15 protein-coding genes and 1 pseudogene are annotated in these 19051 nt (G+C 58.5%); 6 read left to right on the forward strand and 10 right to left on the reverse strand.

Features of this window, described 5'->3' with window-relative positions:
• Window positions 1–225 precede the first annotated feature (225 nt).
• The gene (mgtA, locus tag ACOTX4_RS18600) at window positions 226–2934 is read left to right on the forward strand and encodes a magnesium-translocating P-type ATPase (protein ID WP_023324067.1); all 2709 of its coding nucleotides are present in this window, start codon (window positions 226–228) and stop codon (window positions 2932–2934) included.
• Window positions 2935–3134: 200 nt separating this feature from the next.
• Window positions 3135–5519, forward strand: coding sequence for a beta-N-acetylhexosaminidase (locus ACOTX4_RS18605; RefSeq protein WP_045330771.1), 2385 nt, complete (start codon window positions 3135–3137; stop codon window positions 5517–5519).
• A gap of 94 nt (window positions 5520–5613) precedes the next feature.
• Here ACOTX4_RS18605 and gbpA read toward each other — a convergent pair whose 3' ends face one another.
• From gbpA to ACOTX4_RS18630, 5 genes are all read right to left on the reverse strand, one after another.
• Window positions 5614–7062, reverse strand: coding sequence for an N-acetylglucosamine-binding protein GbpA (gene gbpA, locus ACOTX4_RS18610; RefSeq protein ID WP_003863387.1), 1449 nt, complete (start codon window positions 7060–7062; stop codon window positions 5614–5616).
• A 138-nt stretch (window positions 7063–7200) separates the two neighbouring features.
• Window positions 7201–7587 (reverse strand): 2-iminobutanoate/2-iminopropanoate deaminase, encoded by a 387-nt coding sequence (gene ridA, locus ACOTX4_RS18615; RefSeq protein WP_003863373.1) that lies wholly within the window; start codon window positions 7585–7587, stop codon window positions 7201–7203.
• A 73-nt stretch (window positions 7588–7660) separates the two neighbouring features.
• A complete protein-coding gene (gene pyrI / locus ACOTX4_RS18620) occupies window positions 7661–8122 on the reverse strand; it encodes an aspartate carbamoyltransferase regulatory subunit (RefSeq protein ID WP_003863370.1) in 462 nt (153 codons plus the stop codon).
• A gap of 12 nt (window positions 8123–8134) precedes the next feature.
• Window positions 8135–9067 (reverse strand): aspartate carbamoyltransferase, encoded by a 933-nt coding sequence (gene pyrB / locus ACOTX4_RS18625; protein ID WP_003863368.1) that lies wholly within the window; start codon window positions 9065–9067, stop codon window positions 8135–8137.
• A gap of 34 nt (window positions 9068–9101) precedes the next feature.
• The gene (locus ACOTX4_RS18630) at window positions 9102–9206 is read right to left on the reverse strand and encodes a pyrBI operon leader peptide (protein ID WP_022646880.1); all 105 of its coding nucleotides are present in this window, start codon (window positions 9204–9206) and stop codon (window positions 9102–9104) included.
• On the opposite strand from ACOTX4_RS18630, the pseudogene ACOTX4_RS18635 reads away from it, so the two are divergent.
• Window positions 9186–9303: pseudogene (locus ACOTX4_RS18635) on the forward strand (hypothetical protein). The gene ACOTX4_RS18630 and the pseudogene ACOTX4_RS18635 overlap by 21 nt on opposite strands.
• 3 nt (window positions 9304–9306) lie before the next feature.
• On the opposite strand, the gene ACOTX4_RS18640 reads toward ACOTX4_RS18635, so the two are convergent.
• The 5 genes from ACOTX4_RS18640 to arcA form a co-directional block, all read right to left on the reverse strand.
• Window positions 9307–9786 (reverse strand): arginine repressor, encoded by a 480-nt coding sequence (locus tag ACOTX4_RS18640; protein WP_003863366.1) that lies wholly within the window; start codon window positions 9784–9786, stop codon window positions 9307–9309.
• A gap of 80 nt (window positions 9787–9866) precedes the next feature.
• On the reverse strand, window positions 9867–11270 hold the full coding sequence (locus ACOTX4_RS18645) for a YfcC family protein (RefSeq protein WP_003863365.1): 1404 nt from the start codon (window positions 11268–11270) through the stop codon (window positions 9867–9869).
• A gap of 46 nt (window positions 11271–11316) precedes the next feature.
• Window positions 11317–12321: an ornithine carbamoyltransferase gene (gene argF, locus ACOTX4_RS18650; protein WP_048243435.1), complete on the reverse strand. Its 1005-nt coding sequence runs from the start codon at window positions 12319–12321 to the stop codon at window positions 11317–11319.
• A 119-nt stretch (window positions 12322–12440) separates the two neighbouring features.
• Window positions 12441–13352, reverse strand: a complete 912-nt coding sequence (gene arcC / locus ACOTX4_RS18655; RefSeq protein WP_048209743.1) for a carbamate kinase — start codon at window positions 13350–13352, stop codon at window positions 12441–12443.
• Window positions 13353–13361: 9 nt separating this feature from the next.
• A complete protein-coding gene (gene arcA, locus ACOTX4_RS18660; RefSeq protein WP_045330760.1) occupies window positions 13362–14582 on the reverse strand; it encodes an arginine deiminase in 1221 nt (406 codons plus the stop codon).
• A 674-nt stretch (window positions 14583–15256) separates the two neighbouring features.
• On the opposite strand from arcA, the gene ACOTX4_RS18665 reads away from it, so the two are divergent.
• The 3 genes from ACOTX4_RS18665 (at window position 15257) to yagF (ending at window position 18836) form a co-directional block, all read left to right on the forward strand.
• Window positions 15257–15709 carry a YhcH/YjgK/YiaL family protein gene (locus ACOTX4_RS18665; protein WP_063938079.1) on the forward strand — a complete coding sequence of 151 codons (453 nt, stop codon included), beginning with the start codon at window positions 15257–15259 and terminating at the stop codon, window positions 15707–15709.
• Window positions 15710–15945: 236 nt separating this feature from the next.
• The gene (gene yagE, locus ACOTX4_RS18670) at window positions 15946–16854 is read left to right on the forward strand and encodes a 2-keto-3-deoxygluconate aldolase (RefSeq protein ID WP_063938081.1); all 909 of its coding nucleotides are present in this window, start codon (window positions 15946–15948) and stop codon (window positions 16852–16854) included.
• Window positions 16855–16868: 14 nt separating this feature from the next.
• The gene (gene yagF / locus ACOTX4_RS18675) at window positions 16869–18836 is read left to right on the forward strand and encodes a xylonate dehydratase YagF (protein WP_023315299.1); all 1968 of its coding nucleotides are present in this window, start codon (window positions 16869–16871) and stop codon (window positions 18834–18836) included.
• Window positions 18837–19051 lie beyond the last annotated feature (215 nt).

Here is a 19051-nt window from a genome sequence, read left to right on the forward strand (position 1 = left end):
GATACCCAACTTTTTACTTACCGGAGGCCACATGGATCCCGATCCCACACCTCTCCTGACCCGGAGAAAACCTTCTTACCGGTAAGCCAGCTTTTTGCTGTCTCACCGGCGTGAGGCAGCAACGTTCATACGTTCCTGCTTGATAAATTAAGTGCCTGACAGGTACGGCTTTGCCACGCCTGCGGGAAAGACTGCGTCCGCCTTTGCGGATGCGGGGGAATGACTATGTTGAAAAATATCACCCGGCAGCTGCAAGCGCTGCTGAGCCGTCACCTGCCACATCGCCTGATTGCGCGCGATCCGCTGCCAAATGCCAACACCATGGCGGGAGCGGCGATTCCCGCCTCCCTGACCGAGCGCTGCCTGAACGTGGCGGCGATGGATGAAAACGAAGTCTGGCGCGCCTTTGGCGGCCACCCGGAAGGGCTGAACGCGCAAGAAGTGTCAAAAATCCGCGCGGAACATGGCGATAACCAGATCCCGGCGCAGAAACCCTCTCCCTGGTGGGTCCACCTGTGGCTCTGCTACCGCAATCCGTTCAACCTGCTGCTGACGGTGCTCGGTATTATCTCTTACGCCACTGAAGATCTGTTTGCCGCAGGCGTGATTGCCCTGATGGTAGGGATCTCCACGCTGCTGAACTTTATCCAGGAAGCGCGCTCCACCAAAGCGGCGGATGCGCTGAAAGCGATGGTCAGCAACACCGCCACCGTGTCGCGCGTGATTAACGACCTCGGCGAAAACGCCTGGATTGAGCTTCCCATTGACCAGCTGGTGCCGGGCGATCTGGTGAAGCTGGCTGCGGGGGACATGATCCCGGCGGATTTACGTATCATCCAGGCGCGGGATCTGTTCGTCGCGCAGGCGTCACTCACCGGTGAGTCCCTGCCCGTAGAGAAGGTAGCGCGGACCCGCGATCCGCAGCAGATGAACCCGCTGGAGTGCGACACCCTGTGCTTTATGGGCACCACGGTGGTTAGTGGCACCGCGCAGGCGATTGTCACCGCCACCGGCGGCAATACCTGGTTTGGACAGCTTGCCGGACGCGTCAGCGAGCAGGAGAGCGAGCCGAATGCGTTTCAGAAAGGCATTGGCCGCGTCAGCATGCTGCTGATCCGCTTTATGATGGTCATGACGCCGATTGTCCTGCTGATCAACGGCTACACCAAAGGCGACTGGTGGGAAGCGGCGCTGTTCGCGCTCTCCGTGGCTGTGGGCTTAACGCCGGAAATGCTGCCGATGATTGTCACCTCCACACTGGCGCGCGGGGCGGTCAAACTCTCTAAACAAAAGGTGATTGTTAAACACCTCGACGCCATCCAGAACTTTGGCGCGATGGACATTCTTTGCACCGATAAAACCGGCACCCTGACCCAGGACAAAATCGTGCTGGAGAACCACACCGATATCGCCGGAAAGACCAGCGAACGGGTGCTGTACAGCGCGTGGCTGAACAGCCACTACCAGACCGGGCTGAAAAACCTGCTCGACGTGGCGGTGCTGGAAGGTGTGGATGAAGAGTCTGCCCGCATGCTCTCCGGGCGCTGGCAGAAGGTGGACGAAATTCCGTTCGACTTTGAACGACGCCGCATGTCGGTGGTGGTCAGCGAGCAGCCGGACGTGCATCAGCTGATCTGCAAAGGGGCATTGCAGGAGATCCTGAATGTTTCCACGCAGGTGCGCCATAACGGCGAGATCGTGCCGCTGGATGAGACCATGCTGCGCCGCATCAAACGCGTCACCGATAACCTGAACCGCCAGGGGCTGCGCGTGGTGGCGGTAGCCAGCAAGTTCCTGCCCGCGCGGGAAGGGGACTACCAGCGTATCGATGAATCTGATTTGATCCTCGAGGGTTACATCGCATTCCTCGATCCGCCGAAAGAGACCACCGCACCTGCGCTGAAAGCGCTGAAAGCGAGCGGTATCACCGTCAAAATTCTCACCGGCGACAGCGAGCTGGTGGCGGCAAAAGTGTGCGCCGAAGTGGGGCTGGACGCAGGCGACGTGGTGGTGGGGAGCGACATCGAAACGCTTTCTGACGACGAACTGGCGCAGCTTGCCCAGCGCACCACGCTGTTTGCCCGCCTGACGCCGATGCACAAAGAACGCATCGTAACGCTGCTGCGTCGTGAAGGGCACGTGGTGGGCTTTATGGGCGACGGCATCAACGATGCGCCGGCCCTGCGTGCGGCGGATATCGGTATCTCCGTAGACGGCGCGGTGGATATTGCCCGCGAAGCAGCGGATATCATTCTGCTGGAAAAGAGCCTGATGGTGCTGGAGGAGGGCGTCATCGAAGGGCGTCGCACCTTCGCCAATATGCTCAAATACATCAAAATGACCGCCAGCTCGAACTTCGGCAACGTCTTCAGCGTGCTGGTGGCGAGCGCGTTTCTGCCGTTTCTGCCGATGCTGCCGCTGCATCTGCTGATCCAGAACCTGATGTACGATGTCTCTCAGGTCGCCATCCCGTTTGATAACGTGGACGACGAGCAGATCCAGAAGCCGCAGCGCTGGAACCCCGCCGATCTGGGGCGCTTTATGCTGTTCTTTGGGCCGATCAGCTCTATCTTCGACATTCTGACTTTCTGCCTGATGTGGTTTGTGTTCCACGCCAACACCCCGGAACACCAGACGCTGTTCCAGTCCGGCTGGTTCGTGGTGGGGCTGCTGTCCCAGACGCTGATTGTGCACATGATCCGCACCCGCCGCATTCCGTTCATTCAGAGCCGTGCCGCGTGGCCGCTGATTGTGATGACGGGCATTGTGATGGCGCTCGGGATCGCGCTGCCGTTCTCGCCGCTGGCAAGCTACCTGCAACTTCAGGCGCTACCGCTGAGCTACTTCCCATGGCTGGTGGCGATCCTCGCGGGTTACATGGTGCTGACGCAGATGGTGAAGGGGTTCTATAGCCGTCGGTATGGGTGGCAGTAACGGCAAGCCCGGTGGCGCTGCGCTTACCGGGCCTACGATCCGAACGTAGGCCGGGTAAGGCGAAGCCGCCACCCGGCAGCTGGCTTTCCTCCCAAATTCAACAACCTGTGATCTCCGTCGGCGCATTCGCTTGACGACAATTTGAGCGCATGTTAACAGAATGTTTTGCCTGTATTTGGCCCGTCAGATAAGGAACATTCATGTTACGGTACAGTCTCTTAACCGCCGGGCTTATGCTCGGCGCCTCCGCCTTTGCCGCACCGGCAGGCGACCTTCCCTTAATGCCCTGGCCTGCGAAGGTTGAACGCCCGACCACTCAGGGCGCGCTGGAGCTTAACAATCAACTCACCGTGAGCGTAAGTGGCGACGATCTGGGGGATGCGGTCAACCGCCTGCGCCAGCGCATCGCCCTTCAAACCGGCTGGACGCTACAGCCGCAGGCCGAAAAACCTGACAAGCCGACCATCCGCATCGCCATCGCCAAAAAGGTGAAGCCGCAGCCGCTGCCGGACAGCGATGAGAGCTATAAACTCACGGTGGACGCCAACGGCGTAAATATCTCCGCCAATACCCGCTTCGGCGCGCTGCGCGCCATGGAAACCTTGCTTCAGCTGATGCAGAACGGCGCCGAAAACACCTCGATCCCGTGGGTGACCATTGAAGATTCGCCGCGCTTCCCGTGGCGCGGGCTGCTGCTCGATTCGGCGCGCCACTTCCTCCCGATTCCGGATATTAAACGCCAGATCGACGGCATGGCCGCGGCGAAGCTCAACGTGCTGCACTGGCATTTGACCGACGATCAGGGCTGGCGCTTCAGCTCAAAGCGCTACCCTAAGCTGACCCAGCTTGCCAGCGACGGGCTGTTCTACACCCCTGAGCAGATGCGCGAGATTGTGCGTTACGCTGCCGAACGCGGCATACGCGTGGTGCCGGAAATTGATATGCCGGGCCACGCGTCGGCGATTGCCGTCGCCTACCCGGAGCTGATGAGCGCGCCGGGGCCATACGCCATGGAGCGCCACTGGGGCGTGCTGAAGCCAGTGCTGGATCCCACCAAAGAGGCAACTTATACCTTTGCCGACGCGATGGTCAGCGAACTGGCGGCGATCTTCCCGGATCCATATCTGCATATTGGCGGCGATGAGGTTGACGACAGCCAGTGGAAAGCGAACGCTGCGATCCAGAGATTCTTGCGCGACAACAAACTGGCGGACAGCCACGCGTTGCAGGCGTATTTCAACCGCAAGCTGGAGACGATCCTTGAGAAGCACCACCGGCAGATGGTTGGCTGGGATGAGATCTACCATCCCGATCTGCCGAAAAGCATTCTGATCCAGTCCTGGCAGGGACAGGACGCGCTGGGGCAGGTGGCGCAGAACGGCTATAAGGGCATTCTCTCAACCGGTTTCTACCTCGATCAGCCGCAATCCACCGCCTACCACTACCGCAATGAAATTGTGCCGCAGGGGCTGAACGGCGTGGATGTGATAGCGGACACCGACAGCGTCCAGAGCTGGGCTTTCTCCATGCCGCGTCTGAAAGGCAAGCCGGTGGAAGGCAGCTTTACGCTGGTGAAAGGCGATGCTGGCTGGCGCGGATTTATTGATTTTGCCGGGAAATCGCGTCGGGCGGTGGATAACATTCAGTGGCGGGACGACAATCAGGTAACGTTTACCGTTGATACCTGGATGGGTGAAACGCGTCCGGTCGTTTCTGTTGAGAACGATAAGCTCAGCGGCTATTTCCTGGTGGGTAACGCCCGCTACCCGATTAGCGGCACGCGTCTGGACGCGGTCCCAAAAGGCATACCGCCGGTGGTGCCGGACCCGGCGAACGAGGCCAATCTGCTCGGCGGTGAAGCCGCGCTGTGGGCGGAAAACGTGGTCGCGCCGGTGCTGGATATCCGTCTGTGGCCGCGCGCCTTTGCGGTGGCGGAGCGGCTATGGTCGGCGAAGGACGTCAACGACATCGACAACATGTATACCCGGCTCCAGGCGATGGACAGCTGGTCGACGGTGTCGGCTGGACTACAGCAGCATACCCAGCAGCAGGTGCAGTTCACGCGCCTCGCCAACAATGCGGATACCCTGCCGCTGCAAATTCTCGCCCAGGCGCTTGAACCGGCGCAGTATTACACCCGCCAGCATCTTAAGTTCCAGGCTGGAAACTATCATCAGTTTGAGCCGCTCAACCGGCTCGCTGATGCGCTAAACGCGGAAAGTGCGACCGTGCGTCAGATGAATAAATGGGCGGACCGTCTGGTGAGCGACGCGGAAGACACGGAAAGCGCCGACGCGCTGCGCCACGTCTTTAACCGCTGGCAGAACAACACCAGCGACGCGCTGGCGCTAAGCGAAAACAGCTATCAGTTGAAGGCCATTAAGCCGGTGATCCAGGAGGTGGATAAGCTGGCCGCGATTGGCCTGAGGCTGACGGATCTGGTGGCGCGCCAGGGCACGCTGGATGATAAAGAGATTGCGTCGATCCAGAGCGAACTGGATAACGCGGCGAAGGTTCAGGACGAGGTGGTGATTGCGGCGGTGTACCCGCTGGAAACGCTGCTGCGCGCGACGCGGAATCAGTAGTAAAGAACCCTCACCCCAGCCCTTTCCCAAAGGGAGAGGGTGTATAAATTCCCTCTCCCTTTGGGAGAGGGTTAGGGTGAGGGAATCAGATCACTCAGTCCTTCAACACCCATGCCTCTCTCCAGTGCGCGCCCACGCCTGGTTCAAACTGGTTTGCGGTTGGGCTGTACTGCACGCAGTAGCCGCTGAACGGGACAGGCCTGCATTCGTAGGTCTTACCGTCTTTCGGCTGTAGCACTACGGTGCCCGCTTTGTAGGACGCGACGTTATCCGGGAAGATAAAGTCATGCGGGCCGTTGCTGTCCGCCGCGTCGCTTTCCAGCATCAGATCCAGCACGTCCTGCGCGAACAGGGTGCCGTCTTTGTTGGTGGCGTAGTATTTCAGCATATGGTGCCCCGCCGTGACGTCAGTCAGGGTCATGGTCACGTCCTGGCTGGCGTTATTCATCTCCTGCTTCAGATAGCCCTTTTCCGCACCGCTGTGGTTCATCACGTGCGCTTCAACGTTCACGTCGCCTTTGGTGTTCACGTGGAAGGTGACGGACGCCTTGCCATTCTCGATTTTGCTGTAGTGCAGGTTAGATACCGCGATGGTTTCATTCACTTCCGCCTTCTGCTCTTCGTACGAAATCGCAACGGACTGGAGGGCGCTGCCGTCTTTGACGAAGACGCTGTTCGCGCCGTGAACCGGGCTAATTTCGCCCGCTTCATCCTTCACCCCGACACGCACATCGCTGTACGCGGCGTTGATCTTCTGCGCCAGATCGTAGGACCACTGGTTCGTATCCCCCTGGGCAACGGAGCCGATGGTCAGCTCGGTACGCAGGGCGGCAACTTCCCCGTTGGCGTCGAAGAAGCGTGCAATCACTCTATCGCCCGTGTTCAGGTTATTCCCGGCAATCTGTCCGCTCAGGGTTTTACTCCACTGGGATATCACCGCTGGGGTGTCGTCCGGCGTGACGTTGCCGCCGTTACCGAAATCAACGTCAATGGCCTGATAGAAACTGTTTGCGGTATCCGCAATTTCCCACACGCCATAAATAACCTGGTAGCCCGTACGTTCCGGGACATTACAGGTCATGGATTTTGTCATCGCCGGTGCCTGACCATTTCCGTTAATAGTACAGAACGGCGTTAATTCGAACTGGTCACGGGTCAGCGGTTTATTGGGGTCCCAGTTTTGTTTGGTAATGTAATAACGCCAGTTGGTGGTTTTATGCGGCGCGGTATGGTGCCAGACAAATTCATGCGGGCCTGCCGTCATGGGATTTTTGGTCCAGGCGTTCAGGCTCTGCTTATCAAGCTGGGAGTAGCTGGCAATACCGGCGCTGGCAAGCTGGCCGTCAGGCGGCATCGCACCCGTCGGGAAGCCGGAGGTCTTTTCTACGCTCTGCGGTTCATATTGTACAGAGCCACAGTCAATATTCTGGCCGAGCTTACACATATAAGCGCGGCTGGCAGGGGATTCTATATATCCGTGTGCAAGTGCGGAAGACGCAACCGTTAATGTGGTTACCGCCAGCGCAATTTTAGAGAGTTTCATTCATCATCCATTAATTAGAATAGAGCAAGGCAGCGTCAGTCTATTAATGGAGTGGCGGATGCGTCATTTCCCGGAGAGAGTAAAAATGGTCGAAATAAAAAAAGGCAGCCAGAGCTGCCTTCTCTTTCTTGAAATAAATTAGCGACGTACGGCAATCGCTTCAATTTCAATTTTCACGTCTTTTGGCAGACGCGCCACTTCCACACAGGAGCGCGCCGGGAAGGTGGCGTTGTGCTCGGTGAAGAACGCTTCGTAAGTGGCGTTAACGGTCGCAAAATCATTAAGATCTTTCACGAACACGGTGGTTTTGACGATATCGCCCACTTTCAGACCGGCAGATTCGACGATCGCCTGCACGTTTTCCAGCGACTGACGCGCCTGCGCCGCTACGTCGGCGGGTACTTCACCGGTTTTTGGGTTCACCGGGATCTGGCCAGAAGTGATGATCATGCTGCCCAGATCAACGCCCTGAACGTATGGGCCGATAGCCGCTGGTGCATTTTCCGTCGCGAGTACTTTGCTCATTTTTTCTCCAGAATTACAGCGTTAAGAATGTTCCCGGCCATTATAACAGCCGGGATTTCATTACCAACCTCAATTAGTTGGCCAGCACCACATAATGAGAAAACTCTTTTTCGCAGTATTTGCATTTGAGTGCGATGTCATTGGCGCGCTTTTTCACTGCGAAACTGGAGGAAACCGGCTCAGCATGACTGATGCAGTTGCTGTTCGGGCAGACCAGCACGCTTTCGATGCGATCCGGCAGGCTTGGGCGGGATTTGCCCACCACGTCGTAATCGTCGATGCGGTTAACCGTGGCGTCCGGCGCGTACAGCGACAGCTGGTTAACCTGCTCGTCGGTCAGGAAAGTGTTCTCGATCTTGATCAGGTCTTTGCGGCCCATCTCGCCGGACGGCAGGTTCAGGCCGATGGTGATGCGCTGGTCGGTTTCGGTCAGTTTGAACAGCGTCAGCAGCTTAAAGCCCACCTGCGCAGGGATGTGGTCAATCACGGTGCCACGCTTGATGGCTTCAACCTGGAGTTTGTTATCGTGTGTCATGGTCGTCTCCCCTTACAGAGCTAATTCGCGATTCAGAACCAGTGCCAGTAACGCCTGGCGGGCGAAGATGCCGTTCCCGGCCTGTTGGAAGTACCAGGCGTGCGGCGTTTTATCCACGTCTGTGGTGATCTCATCGATGCGCGGCAGCGGGTGCAGCACCTTCATGTTGTCGCGCGCGCCCTCGAGGTCGCTGGCGCGCAGTACGAACTGCGCCTTCACGTTGGCGTACTCGGATGGGTCAAGACGCTCTTTCTGCACGCGGGTCATGTAGAGAATATCCACGTTGCCCATCACCTCTTCGATGCTGGCATGCAGGCTCCACGCGATGCCTTTTTCGTCCAGCATATCGAGAATGTACTGCGGCATCGCCAGCGCGTCCGGCGCGATGAAGAAGAAGCGGTTGCCGTTAAATTTCGCCAGCGCCTGGGTCAGGGAATGGACGGTGCGGCCATACTTCAGGTCGCCGACCATGGCGATGTTCAGGTTCTCAAGCGTGCCCTGCGTCTCCTGAATGGTGAACAGATCCAGCAGGGTCTGCGTCGGGTGCTGGTTGGCACCGTCACCGGCGTTCAGCACCGGAATGCCGCCGGAAAACTCGGTCGCCAGACGCGCCGCGCCCTCCTGCGGGTGGCGCATCACAATCGCGTCGACGTAGGTGCTGATAACCGAAATGGTATCCGCCAGGGTCTCGCCTTTTTTACCCAGCGACGTGTTGCTGCTGTCTGAGAAGCCCACCACGCTCGCGCCCAGGCGGTGCATGGAGGTTTCAAAGGAGAGGCGCGTGCGGGTCGAGGCTTCGAAGAAGCAGCTCGCAATCACCTTGTGCTTCAACAGCTCCGGTTGCGGATTGGCCTTCAGTTTTGCCGCGGTTTCCAGAACCAGTTCCAGCTCTTCGCGGCTGAGGTCGTTTATGGAAATGATGTGTTTTTGATAAAGCGGATTCATGTTTATCTCCTGACGCCGGGCAAAAAAAAGCCCCTCAAATGAGGGGCTCTGGGAATAGGTTTAGCAACGGGAAGAAAAACGGCAGGCCAGCGTCTGATTTCAGACGCGGTAAGACGTTGTGTCGTACACGCTTGACCATGCTTCCTCCCGGCAAATTGTCGGGCATTATACGCAGCTCGCTTTTGGGATCAAGCGATTTAATGCACGCTTTACTCAATGCAAACGGTTCTTTATGAATATTAATGCGTTCTGAGTAAATAATTAATTTGCTTATGCACCAGCGCGGTGCGCTTCACTACGCGGGGCGCGACCCAGACAATACTGCTTCCGGCCACCACGCCTAAAATTTCCGGTAACTGGTGATAATCCAGAATACGCGCTACCGCGCGGCCATATCCGGCGACGGTATGGATAAGGATAAATTCGCTGTTGTGCTCCACGCTCACCACCATTTCAGAGACGGTACGCGCCGCATCGGGGGCCGGGCGCAGCTGGGGATTCAGCGAATAAATCTTTAGTCCTTTGGCATTGCGAATTTTTATGACACCAAGCAACTTGAGCAGACGTGAAACGGTGGACTGGCTGATGGTCTCAAAACCCCGCTCCTGTAAGTCGCGGCGGATCTCTTCCTGGGAGAGATAGCTCTTTTCCGCGATCAGACGCTGGCAGACCGTTAGCTGTAGTTGCTCTTTGGGAGAGTACTCTTCGTAATCCATCATAGTTCCCATATCAGTTCCCGAAATAACCGGTGGCACCGCACCGATCCGTAGGCCGGATAAGCGCAGCGCCATCCGGCAAATCACAACAAAGCGCCCAGGCTTAACGCCACCATAATCACCACCGTTAAAATCCCCAGCAGCGGCGCGACCCATTTCAGATAACGCACGTAGGGCACGCGGGCGATAGCCAGCCCGCCCATCACGACGGCAGAGGTGGGAGTGATCAGGTTAACGATGCCGGACGCCGACTGGTAAGCCGTAACCACCAGGTCGCGGTTGACGTTAGCGAAATCGGCAAGGGGCGCCATGATCGGCATCGTCAGAACGGCCAGGCCGGACGAAGAAGGCACAAGAAACGACAGCACCACTTCCAGCCAGTACATCACGTTGATGAACGCCACCGTCGACAAGCCGGTGACCATTCCCTCGGCGCTGTGCAAAATGGTGTGGGTAATCATGCCCTTATCCATGATCACTACGATACCGCGCGCGATGCCGATAATCAGCGCGACGCCCAGCAAATCTCGCGCGCCGTTGATAAAGGTTGAGGTCAGCTCCTCTTCGCTCATGCGGGCGATCAGCCCGACGATAATGGCGCTGGCGAGGAACACCGCCGAGATCTCCGCCATCCACCAGCCCAGCACCGCCACGCCGTAGATCATCACCGCGAAGGCGAGGGCGAAGATCACCAGGATGAGTTTGCGCACCGGGGTAAACTCCAGCGACTGCTCGCCCTTGTTGCCGAGGAAGTGGGCGCGGTTCTCTTCCTGCTTATCCGCCACGATCGACAGCGACGGATCCTTGCGCACCTTACGGGCGTAACGCATTACCCACGCCACGCAGATGATCCAGCCGATCACCAGCAGCGCGATGCGCAACATGATGCCGTTGGTGAAGGGGATCCCGGCGGCGTTGGCGGCGATCACCGTGGCGAACGGGTTGATGGTGGAGCCGAGGGTGCCGATCCCCGCGCCGAGCAGCACGGTAGAGGCCGCAACCACCGGATCGAACCGCGCCGCCAGCATCACCGGCACCAGTAAGGTATAGAAGGGCAGCGACTCTTCTGCCATGCCGTAAATCGTGCCGCCCGCGGCAAACAGCGCCATCAGGATCGGGATCATCCACTCTTCGCGGCCGCGCAGCCGGGTGGTGACGCGCTCGATCCCGGCGTCTATCGCCCCGGTTTTGGTAACGATCCCGAGGAATCCGCCGATGATCAGAATAAACAGCGCCACGTCGATGGCTCCGGCCTGGCCGGATTCCGGATCGTACAGCCCGGCAATCGGCGCCATCAGCACGGAGACCAGACCTTGCGGGTGCGCTGCCACGTGCGCGTAGGTGCCAGCAACCGGCACTTCTTTACCGAGCGCCTCGTTCATTGCCATATGGTACTGCCCGGCCGGAACAATCCACGTCAGCACGGCAACCACGGCAATCAGAAAAAAGAGAATGGTGTAAGCGGAGGGAAACTTGAACTTGCCCATGATGTTCTCCTGAACCCGGCGCACCCCGCGGCGCGCCGGGCGGTGATTAGTCGCCGAGTGTCGCCACCATGACCGCTTTAATGGTGTGCATGCGGTTCTCTGCTTCGTCGAAGACGATGGAGTTCGGTGATTCGAAGACCTCTTCCGTCACCTCCAGCCCCTTCAGCCCGTACGCCATCTCGATTTCGCGGCCCACCTTAGTGTGCTCGTTGTGGAATGCCGGCAGGCAGTGCATGAACTTGACGTTCGGGTTACCGGTGGCCTTCATCACGTCCGCGTTAATCTGATATGGCTTCATCAGGCTGACGCGCTCGGCCCAGGCTTCCTTCGGCTCGCCCATGGAGACCCACACGTCGGTGTAGAGAAAATCGGTCCCCTGCACGCCTTCTTCCACGTCGTCGGTGAGGGTGATGCGCGCGCCCGTCTCTTTCGCAATGGCGCGGCACTGCTCAACCAGGCCTGCCTCCGGCCAGAAGGATTTCGGCGCCACGAGGCGGATATCCATCCCCATCTTGGCCGCACCGACCATCAGCGAGTTGCCCATGTTGTTGCGCGCGTCGCCGAGATAGGCAAAGCTCAGCTCCGGCAGGGTTTTGCCCGGGGAGTGCTCCAGCATGGTCATCAGATCGGCGAGAATTTGGGTCGGGTGGAACTCGTCGGTCAGGCCGTTCCACACCGGCACCCCCGCGTACTCGCCCAGCTCTTCAACGATGGCCTGGCCGTAGCCGCGATATTCGATGCCGTCATACATGCGGCCCAGCACGCGGGCGGTGTCTTTCATCGACTCTTTATGGCCAATCTGCGAGCCGCTTGGGCCGAGATAGGTGACCTGCGCGCCCTGGTCGAACGCGCCCACTTCGAAGGCGCAGCGGGTGCGGGTGGAGGTTTTTTCAAAGATCAGGGCGATGTTTTTCCCGACCAGGGTTTGCTTCTCGCGCCCGGCTTTTTTGGCGGCCTTGAGCTCGATGGCGAGGTCAATCAGGTACTGGATCTCCGCCGTGGTGTAGTCCAGCAGTTTCAGGAAGTTGCGGTTTTTCAGGTTAATGGTCATGGGGAAATCCTTTTTAAATTGTTAGCTGTCTGATGCCCTCACCCCGGCCCTCTCCCACGGGGAGAGGGGGGCTTACATTCCCTCTCCCTCCGGGAGAGGGTTAGGGTGAGGGGAGGGGTTTAGTTACGAATCAACGTGCCTTTCTCGCCCGCCAGGATCTCCGCGCCGTCATTCAGCGCGCCGATCCCGGCAATGCCGCCGCAGGCCTCAACAAACTCGCGGCAGGCGGCTACTTTCGGCCCCATCGATCCGGCGTCGAACTGCATGCCTCTGAGCAGCTCCGGCGTCACCTGCGCCAGCGGACGTTGGGTTGGCTTGCCCCAGTCGAGGTACACCGCGTCGGCATCGGTGAGGATCAGCAGGGCGTCGGCCTCGATCTGGCGCGCCAGCAGGGCGGCGGAGAGGTCTTTGTCGATCACCGCCTCAATGCCGCGATAGCCGTTGGCGTTTTCCACCACCGGCACGCCGCCGCCGCCGTTGCAGATCACCAGATGGTCGCGCTGGATCAGCGCCGTGATGGCGTCGCTCTCGACAATGCGCTTCGGCTGCGGAGAGGGCACCACGCGGCGGAAGTAGCTGCCGTCGGCCTTAAACACCCAGCCTTTCTCCGCGGCCAGCGTTTTGGCCTGGGCTTCGCGGTACACCGGGCCGATGTACTTGGTCGGGTTACTGAAGGCCGGGTCGGCGGCGTCCACTTCCACCTGCGTGAGCAGGACGCTGACCTCGCGCTGGGGCAGATTGTTTTTCAGCGCCTGCTGGAGCATGTAGCCGATCATTCCCTGGCTTTCGGCGCCAAGAACGTCCAGCGGGTAGGGCGTGACTTTGTCGTAGGCGCTGTTTTGCAGCGCCAGCAGTCCGACCTGCGGGCCGTTGCCGTGCACCAGCACCACGCGCCACTGCGCCGTTAAGCCGGCGATGGTGCGGGCAGCCTGCTCGATGTTCTGGCGCTGGATGTCCGCTTCAAGCGGTTCGCCGCGCTTGAGCAGCGCGTTGCCGCCCAGGGCCACAACCAGAGTGGGTTTTCGTTCCATGATGGCTCCTTAAATTCCGTCGCGTTCCAGCGGGCAGCTCATGCAGCGCGCGCCGCCGCGGCCGCGTCCCAGCTCGTCGCCCGGGATCGGCAGCACGGTGATGCCCGCTTTGTCGTACTTCTCGTTGGTCCAGACGTTGCGCTCGTAGCCGATCACCACGCCCGGGCGGATGGTCAGGACGTTGTTAGCGTCGTTCCACTGCTCGCGTTCGGCTTCAAAGGCATCGCCGCCGGTGGTGATCAGACGTACCTGGTTAATGCCGAGCGCTTTCTCGATGGCGTGCAGCAGGTCGGTTTCCTGGGTGCGCAGCAGGCCGCCGTGGCCGTCCGGGGTGAGCGTCCAGCACTGGGCGTCTTTGCGCACCACTTCCGGGTAGACGGAGAAGGTATCCACGTCGATGTGGGTCATGACGGTGTCGAGGTGCATGCAGGAGCGGTGTTTTGGCAGCTCAACGGCAATCACGCGCTCGGCCTGGCGGTGTTTAAACAGGCTGTTAGCGAGGAACTCCACGCCCTGTGGGGTGGTGCGTTCGGACATGCCGATCAATACCGCCCCGCGACCAATCACTAATACGTCGCCGCCTTCTAAAGTGGCGTGGTCGTAATTAATATTCTCGTCGCCGAAATACTTAATAAACTCGCCGTCGGCAAATGCGGGGTGCCAGCGATATATTGCCCGCAGGTTATTCGTTTCACGCTGGCGGGCGGGTTTCGCCATCGGATTAATGGAGACGCCGTTATATATCCAGCAGGAGGTATCGCGGGTAAATAAGTGGTTCGGCAGCGGCTTCATAATAAAATCATTCGCCGTGTGGGTATCGACCACCATATTTTTAATGGCCGCCGGAATTTCACCGTAGGTTAATCCGCCGCTTAACCTGCGCGCCAGTTCGCGGTGCGGCATATCCGCCAGCCAGCCGCGTACGTCGGCGGCGAAGGTTGGCCCCAGGCGATAGTCGGAGATTTGTGTTTCAAGAAGCCAGGCTTTTGCTTCCGCAATATCAAGCGTTTGCGTAAGAAGGTCGGTCAACAGGAGGACTTCCACACCCTGCTCGCGCAGCGTGTTTGCGAAGATGTCATGCTCTTCACCCGCCCGTTCAACCGAGAGCACGTCATCAAATAACAGCTCCTGACAGTTTGAGGGAGTTAACCGTTTCAGACTTAAATTAGGACGGTGCAGCATAACGCTACGCAATTGACCAATTTCAGAACCGACGTAATGCTTTTCCATAATTATTCCTTTAACTTTTTTCAGAATAAAAAGGGCATGCGCCATGTGAGGTGTTTAATTTCATGGCGGCTAAGCTCAATAGATTTCGTGAGTTATAGTAGGCGCTTAAATAATGGTTATTGTGACATTGCTCACGCGAAAACCGATATTGATGAGTTTGTTTTCAATTGCATGATTCGTATCAGATAATGATTAATTTCATATTATTACGGGATGAATAGCTAAGCAGGAACGGGTGGCAATATTTGAGTTTGTTATTATTTTGTAGAATTACACGCTTTGAAATATTTAGTTATATGGTTGATTTTAATGGATAAAATGTTGATTTGGGAATAGCTATGCAATAATGACAGTTAACTATTTTTCACTTAAGAGAAATCAATAAATAATTATGGATTTTTAAAGGAAAAAACCAAAGTGATAAAGTGTGATATGTCAACAGGTTTTGTGAGTTACTTTTTAAATTCAGTGAGTTAGGCCCTATGTGCAAAGTGCATGAAATGAGGTTATGCATAACCACTGCATAAATGCCTGTGTGCAATTAACAGTGGATTAACACATTTCCCGATAAACATGCGCTGACGCAAATCTTGTCAAAAAAGGGCTGGTATGGAAGAAGCATTTCTCGTATAAAACATGAAAATGAAACAATGTTTTAATCTGAGGGTTGTATCATGATTATTGGCAATATTTATCATCTCCAGTCCTGGCTGCCAGAAGAGCTGCGTCAGGCCATTGAGCACGTTAAGGCCCACGTCACCGACGCGACGCCGACCGGCAAGCACGACATCAACGGCAACAGCCTGTTTTATTTGGTTTCGGAGGACATGACCCAGCCGTTCGCCGAGCGTCGTGCTGAATACCATGCACGCTATCTGGATATTCAGATTGTGCTGAAGGGGCAGGAAGGGATGACCTTCAGTACCCTGCCGCACGGTACGCCGGACACCGACTGGCTGGCGGACAAAGACATCGCGTTCCTGCCGGAAGGCGAGCAGGAGAAAACCGTGGTGCTGAGCGAAGGGGATTTTGTGGTGTTCTGGCCGGGCGAAGTGCATAAGCCGCTGTGCGCGGCGGGAGCGCCGGCGCAGGTGCGTAAGGTTGTGGTGAAGATGCTGGTAGAGTAACCCCTCACCCCGGCCCTCTCCCACGGGGAGAGGGTGTAAAAGTTCCCTCTCCCCTTGGGAGAGGGTTAGGGTGAGGGCACCAGACCGCACCCACGCATAATGTGATCCAGCTTAAACTTCTCGCACTCCCTCATCCCTTCCCATTTACCTGCGCTTTTTCTGCGTCATAGTATGAGCGTTAAATTAATGAACGCTGTTCTATAATGTAGAACAAAATGTTTCAACAAGGAGATCTCATGCCGCAGTCCGCATTGTTCACGGGTATCATTCCCCCTGTCTCCACCATTTTTACCGCCGATGGCCAGCTCGATAAACCGGGTACCGCCGCGCTGATCGACGATCTGATTCAAGCAGGCGTCGACGGCCTGTTTTTCCTGGGCAGCGGCGGCGAGTTCTCCCAGCTCGGCGCCGAAGAGCGTAAAACCATTGCCCAATTTGCGATCGATCATGTCGATCGTCGCGTGCCGGTGCTGATCGGCACCGGCGGCACCAACGCCCGGGAAACCATTGCGCTCAGCCAGCACGCGCAGCAGGCAGGGGCGGACGGCATCGTGGTGATCAACCCTTACTACTGGAAAGTGTCGGAAGCGAACCTGATCCGCTATTTCGAGCAGGTGGCCGACAGCGTCACGCTGCCGGTGATGCTCTATAACTTCCCGGCGCTGACCGGGCAGGATCTGACCCCGGCGCTGGTGAAAACCCTGGCCGACTCGCGCAGCAACATCGTCGGCATCAAAGATACCATCGACTCCGTCGCCCACCTGCGCAGCATGATCCACACCGTTAAAGGCGCCCATCCGCACTTCACCGTGCTGTGCGGCTACGACGATCATCTGTTTAATACCCTGCTGCTCGGCGGCGACGGGGCGATTTCGGCCAGCGGCAACTTTGCCCCGCAGGTGTCGGTGAATCTTCTGAAAGCCTGGCGGGATAAAGACGTGGCGAAAGCGGCTGAGTATCATCAGACCCTGCTGCAAATCCCGCAGATGTATCAGCTGGATACGCCGTTTGTGAACGTTATTAAAGAGGCGATTGTGCTCTGCGGTCGTCCGATTTCCACGCACGTCCTGCCGCCAGCCTCGCCGCTGGACGAGCCGCGCAAGGCGCAGCTGAAAACCCTGTTACAACAGCTCAAGCTCTGCTGAGCCGGACGATAACGATGACCATTGAGAAAATTTTTACCCCACAGGACGATGCGTTTTATGCGGTGATCACCCACGCGGCGGGGCCGCAGGGCGCGCTGCCGCTGACCCCGCAGATGCTGATGGAATCCCCCAGCGGCAACCTGTTCGGCATGACGCAGAACGCCGGGATGGGCTGGGATGCCAACAAGCTGACCGGCAAAGAGGTGCTGATCATCGGCACCCAGGGCGGGATCCGCGCCGGAGACGGACGCCCGGTCGCGCTGGGCTACCACACCGGGCACTGGGAGATCGGCATGCAGATGCAGGCGGCGGCGAAGGAGATCACCCGCAACGGCGGGATCCCGTTCGCCGCCTTCGTCAGCGATCCGTGCGACGGGCGCTCTCAGGGCACGCACGGCATGTTCGACTCCCTGCCGTACCGCAACGACGCGGCGATCGTGTTTCGCCGCCTGATCCGCTCCCTGCCGACACGCCGGGCGGTGATTGGCGTGGCAACCTGCGATAAAGGGCTGCCCGCCACCATGATCGCGCTGGCCTCCATGCACGACCTGCCGACCATTCTGGTGCCGGGCGGGGCGACGCTGCCGCCGACCGTGGGGGAAGACGCGGGCAAAGTGCAGACCATCGGCGCGCGCTTCGCCAACCATGAACTCTCCTTGCAGGAGGCCGCCGAGCTGGGCTGTCGCGCCTGCGCGTCGCCGGGCGGCGGCTGCCAGTTCCTCGGCACGGCGGGCACCTCGCAGGTGGTGGCCGAAGCGCTGGGGCTGGCGCTGCCGCACTCCGCGCTGGCGCCGTCCGGGCAGGCGGTGTGGCTGGAGATCGCCCGCCAGTCGGCGCGGGCAGTGAGCGAGCTGGATAACCGTGGCATCACCACGCGCGATATCCTCACCGATAAAGCCATCGAAAACGCCATGGTGATCCACGCGGCGTTCGGCGGCTCGACGAATTTACTGCTGCACATCCCGGCCATCGCCCACGCGGCGGGCTGCACGATCCCGGATGTAGAGCACTGGACGCGCGTCAACCGCAGGGTGCCGCGCCTGGTCAGCGTGCTGCCCAACGGCCCGGACTATCACCCGACCGTGCGCGCCTTCCTCGCGGGCGGCGTGCCGGAGGTGATGCTCCACCTGCGCGATCTTGGCCTGCTGCATCTGGACGCCATGACCGTCACCGGCCAGACGGTGGGCGAGAACCTCGACTGGTGGCAGGCATCCGAGCGCCGTAAGCGCTTCCGCCAGTGCCTGCGCGAGCAGGACGGCGTGGAGCCGGATGACGTGATCCTGCCGCCGGAGAAAGCCAACGCGAAAGGGCTGACCTCGACGGTTTGCTTCCCGACGGGGAACATTGCGCCGGAAGGATCGGTGATCAAGGCCACGGCGATCGACCCGTCGGTTGTCGGTGAAGATGGCGTTTACCGCCACACCGGTCGGGCGCGGGTGTTTGTCTCGGAAGCGCAGGCGATCAAGGCCATCAAGCGGGAAGAGATTAAACAGGGCGATATCATGGTGGTGATCGGCGGCGGGCCGTCCGGCACCGGCATGGAAGAGACCTACCAGCTTACCTCCGCGCTGAAGCATATCTCGTGGGGCAAGACGGTGTCGTTAATCACCGATGCGCGCTTCTCGGGCGTGTCGACGGGCGCCTGCTTCGGCCACGTGTCGCCAGAGGCGCTGGCGGGCGGGCCGATTGGCAAGCTGCGCGATAACGACATCATCGAGATTGCCGTCGACCGGCTGACCCTCACGGGCAGCGTGAACTTCATCGGCACCGCGGACAATCCGCTGACGCCGGAGGAGGGCGCGCGCGAGCTGGCAATGCGGCAGACGCACCCGGACCTGCACGCCCACGACTTTTTGCCGGACGACACCCGGCTGTGGGCGGCATTGCAGTCCGTGAGCGGCGGCACCTGGAAAGGCTGTATTTATGACACCGATAAAATTATCGAGGTAATTAACGCCGGTAAAAAAGCGCTCGGCATTTAATTATTTCATTAGATAAAACCGTCTGCGGGAAATATTCCGCGGGCGGCTTTTTATATCTGTAATTTATTAATTTAAACAATAAGTTGCGATATATCGGTGGCGTCACAAAAGCAAAATAACGTAATTCAGAAATAAGATATGACCATTGCTGGTTAATTGAACAGCTCATTACACTCCATTAACACGATGTTGTAATTCAGCACACTACATAAGGG

Source organism: Enterobacter cloacae complex sp. IR5459, from assembly GCF_049238005.1.
GTDB classification, from domain to species: Bacteria; Pseudomonadota; Gammaproteobacteria; order Enterobacterales; family Enterobacteriaceae; genus Enterobacter; species Enterobacter hormaechei_C.

What these genes read in the sequence shown, in the direction of transcription:
- mgtA (WP_023324067.1), top strand. Translation starts at nt 226, where the DNA reads ATGTTGAAAAATATCACCCGGCAGCTGCAAGCGCTGCTGAGCCGTCAC.
- ACOTX4_RS18605 (WP_045330771.1), top strand. Translation starts at nt 3,135, where the DNA reads ATGTTACGGTACAGTCTCTTAACCGCCGGGCTTATGCTCGGCGCCTCC.
- gbpA (WP_003863387.1), bottom strand. Translation starts at nt 7,062, where the DNA reads ATGAAACTCTCTAAAATTGCGCTGGCGGTAACCACATTAACGGTTGCG.
- ridA (WP_003863373.1), bottom strand. Translation starts at nt 7,587, where the DNA reads ATGAGCAAAGTACTCGCGACGGAAAATGCACCAGCGGCTATCGGCCCA.
- pyrI (WP_003863370.1), bottom strand. Translation starts at nt 8,122, where the DNA reads ATGACACACGATAACAAACTCCAGGTTGAAGCCATCAAGCGTGGCACC.
- pyrB (WP_003863368.1), bottom strand. Translation starts at nt 9,067, where the DNA reads ATGAATCCGCTTTATCAAAAACACATCATTTCCATAAACGACCTCAGC.
- ACOTX4_RS18630 (WP_022646880.1), bottom strand. Translation starts at nt 9,206, where the DNA reads ATGGTCAAGCGTGTACGACACAACGTCTTACCGCGTCTGAAATCAGAC.
- ACOTX4_RS18640 (WP_003863366.1), bottom strand. Translation starts at nt 9,786, where the DNA reads ATGATGGATTACGAAGAGTACTCTCCCAAAGAGCAACTACAGCTAACG.
- ACOTX4_RS18645 (WP_003863365.1), bottom strand. Translation starts at nt 11,270, where the DNA reads ATGGGCAAGTTCAAGTTTCCCTCCGCTTACACCATTCTCTTTTTTCTG.
- argF (WP_048243435.1), bottom strand. Translation starts at nt 12,321, where the DNA reads ATGACCATTAACCTGAAAAACCGCAACTTCCTGAAACTGCTGGACTAC.
- arcC (WP_048209743.1), bottom strand. Translation starts at nt 13,352, where the DNA reads ATGGAACGAAAACCCACTCTGGTTGTGGCCCTGGGCGGCAACGCGCTG.
- arcA (WP_045330760.1), bottom strand. Translation starts at nt 14,582, where the DNA reads ATGGAAAAGCATTACGTCGGTTCTGAAATTGGTCAATTGCGTAGCGTT.
- ACOTX4_RS18665 (WP_063938079.1), top strand. Translation starts at nt 15,257, where the DNA reads ATGATTATTGGCAATATTTATCATCTCCAGTCCTGGCTGCCAGAAGAG.
- yagE (WP_063938081.1), top strand. Translation starts at nt 15,946, where the DNA reads ATGCCGCAGTCCGCATTGTTCACGGGTATCATTCCCCCTGTCTCCACC.
- yagF (WP_023315299.1), top strand. Translation starts at nt 16,869, where the DNA reads ATGACCATTGAGAAAATTTTTACCCCACAGGACGATGCGTTTTATGCG.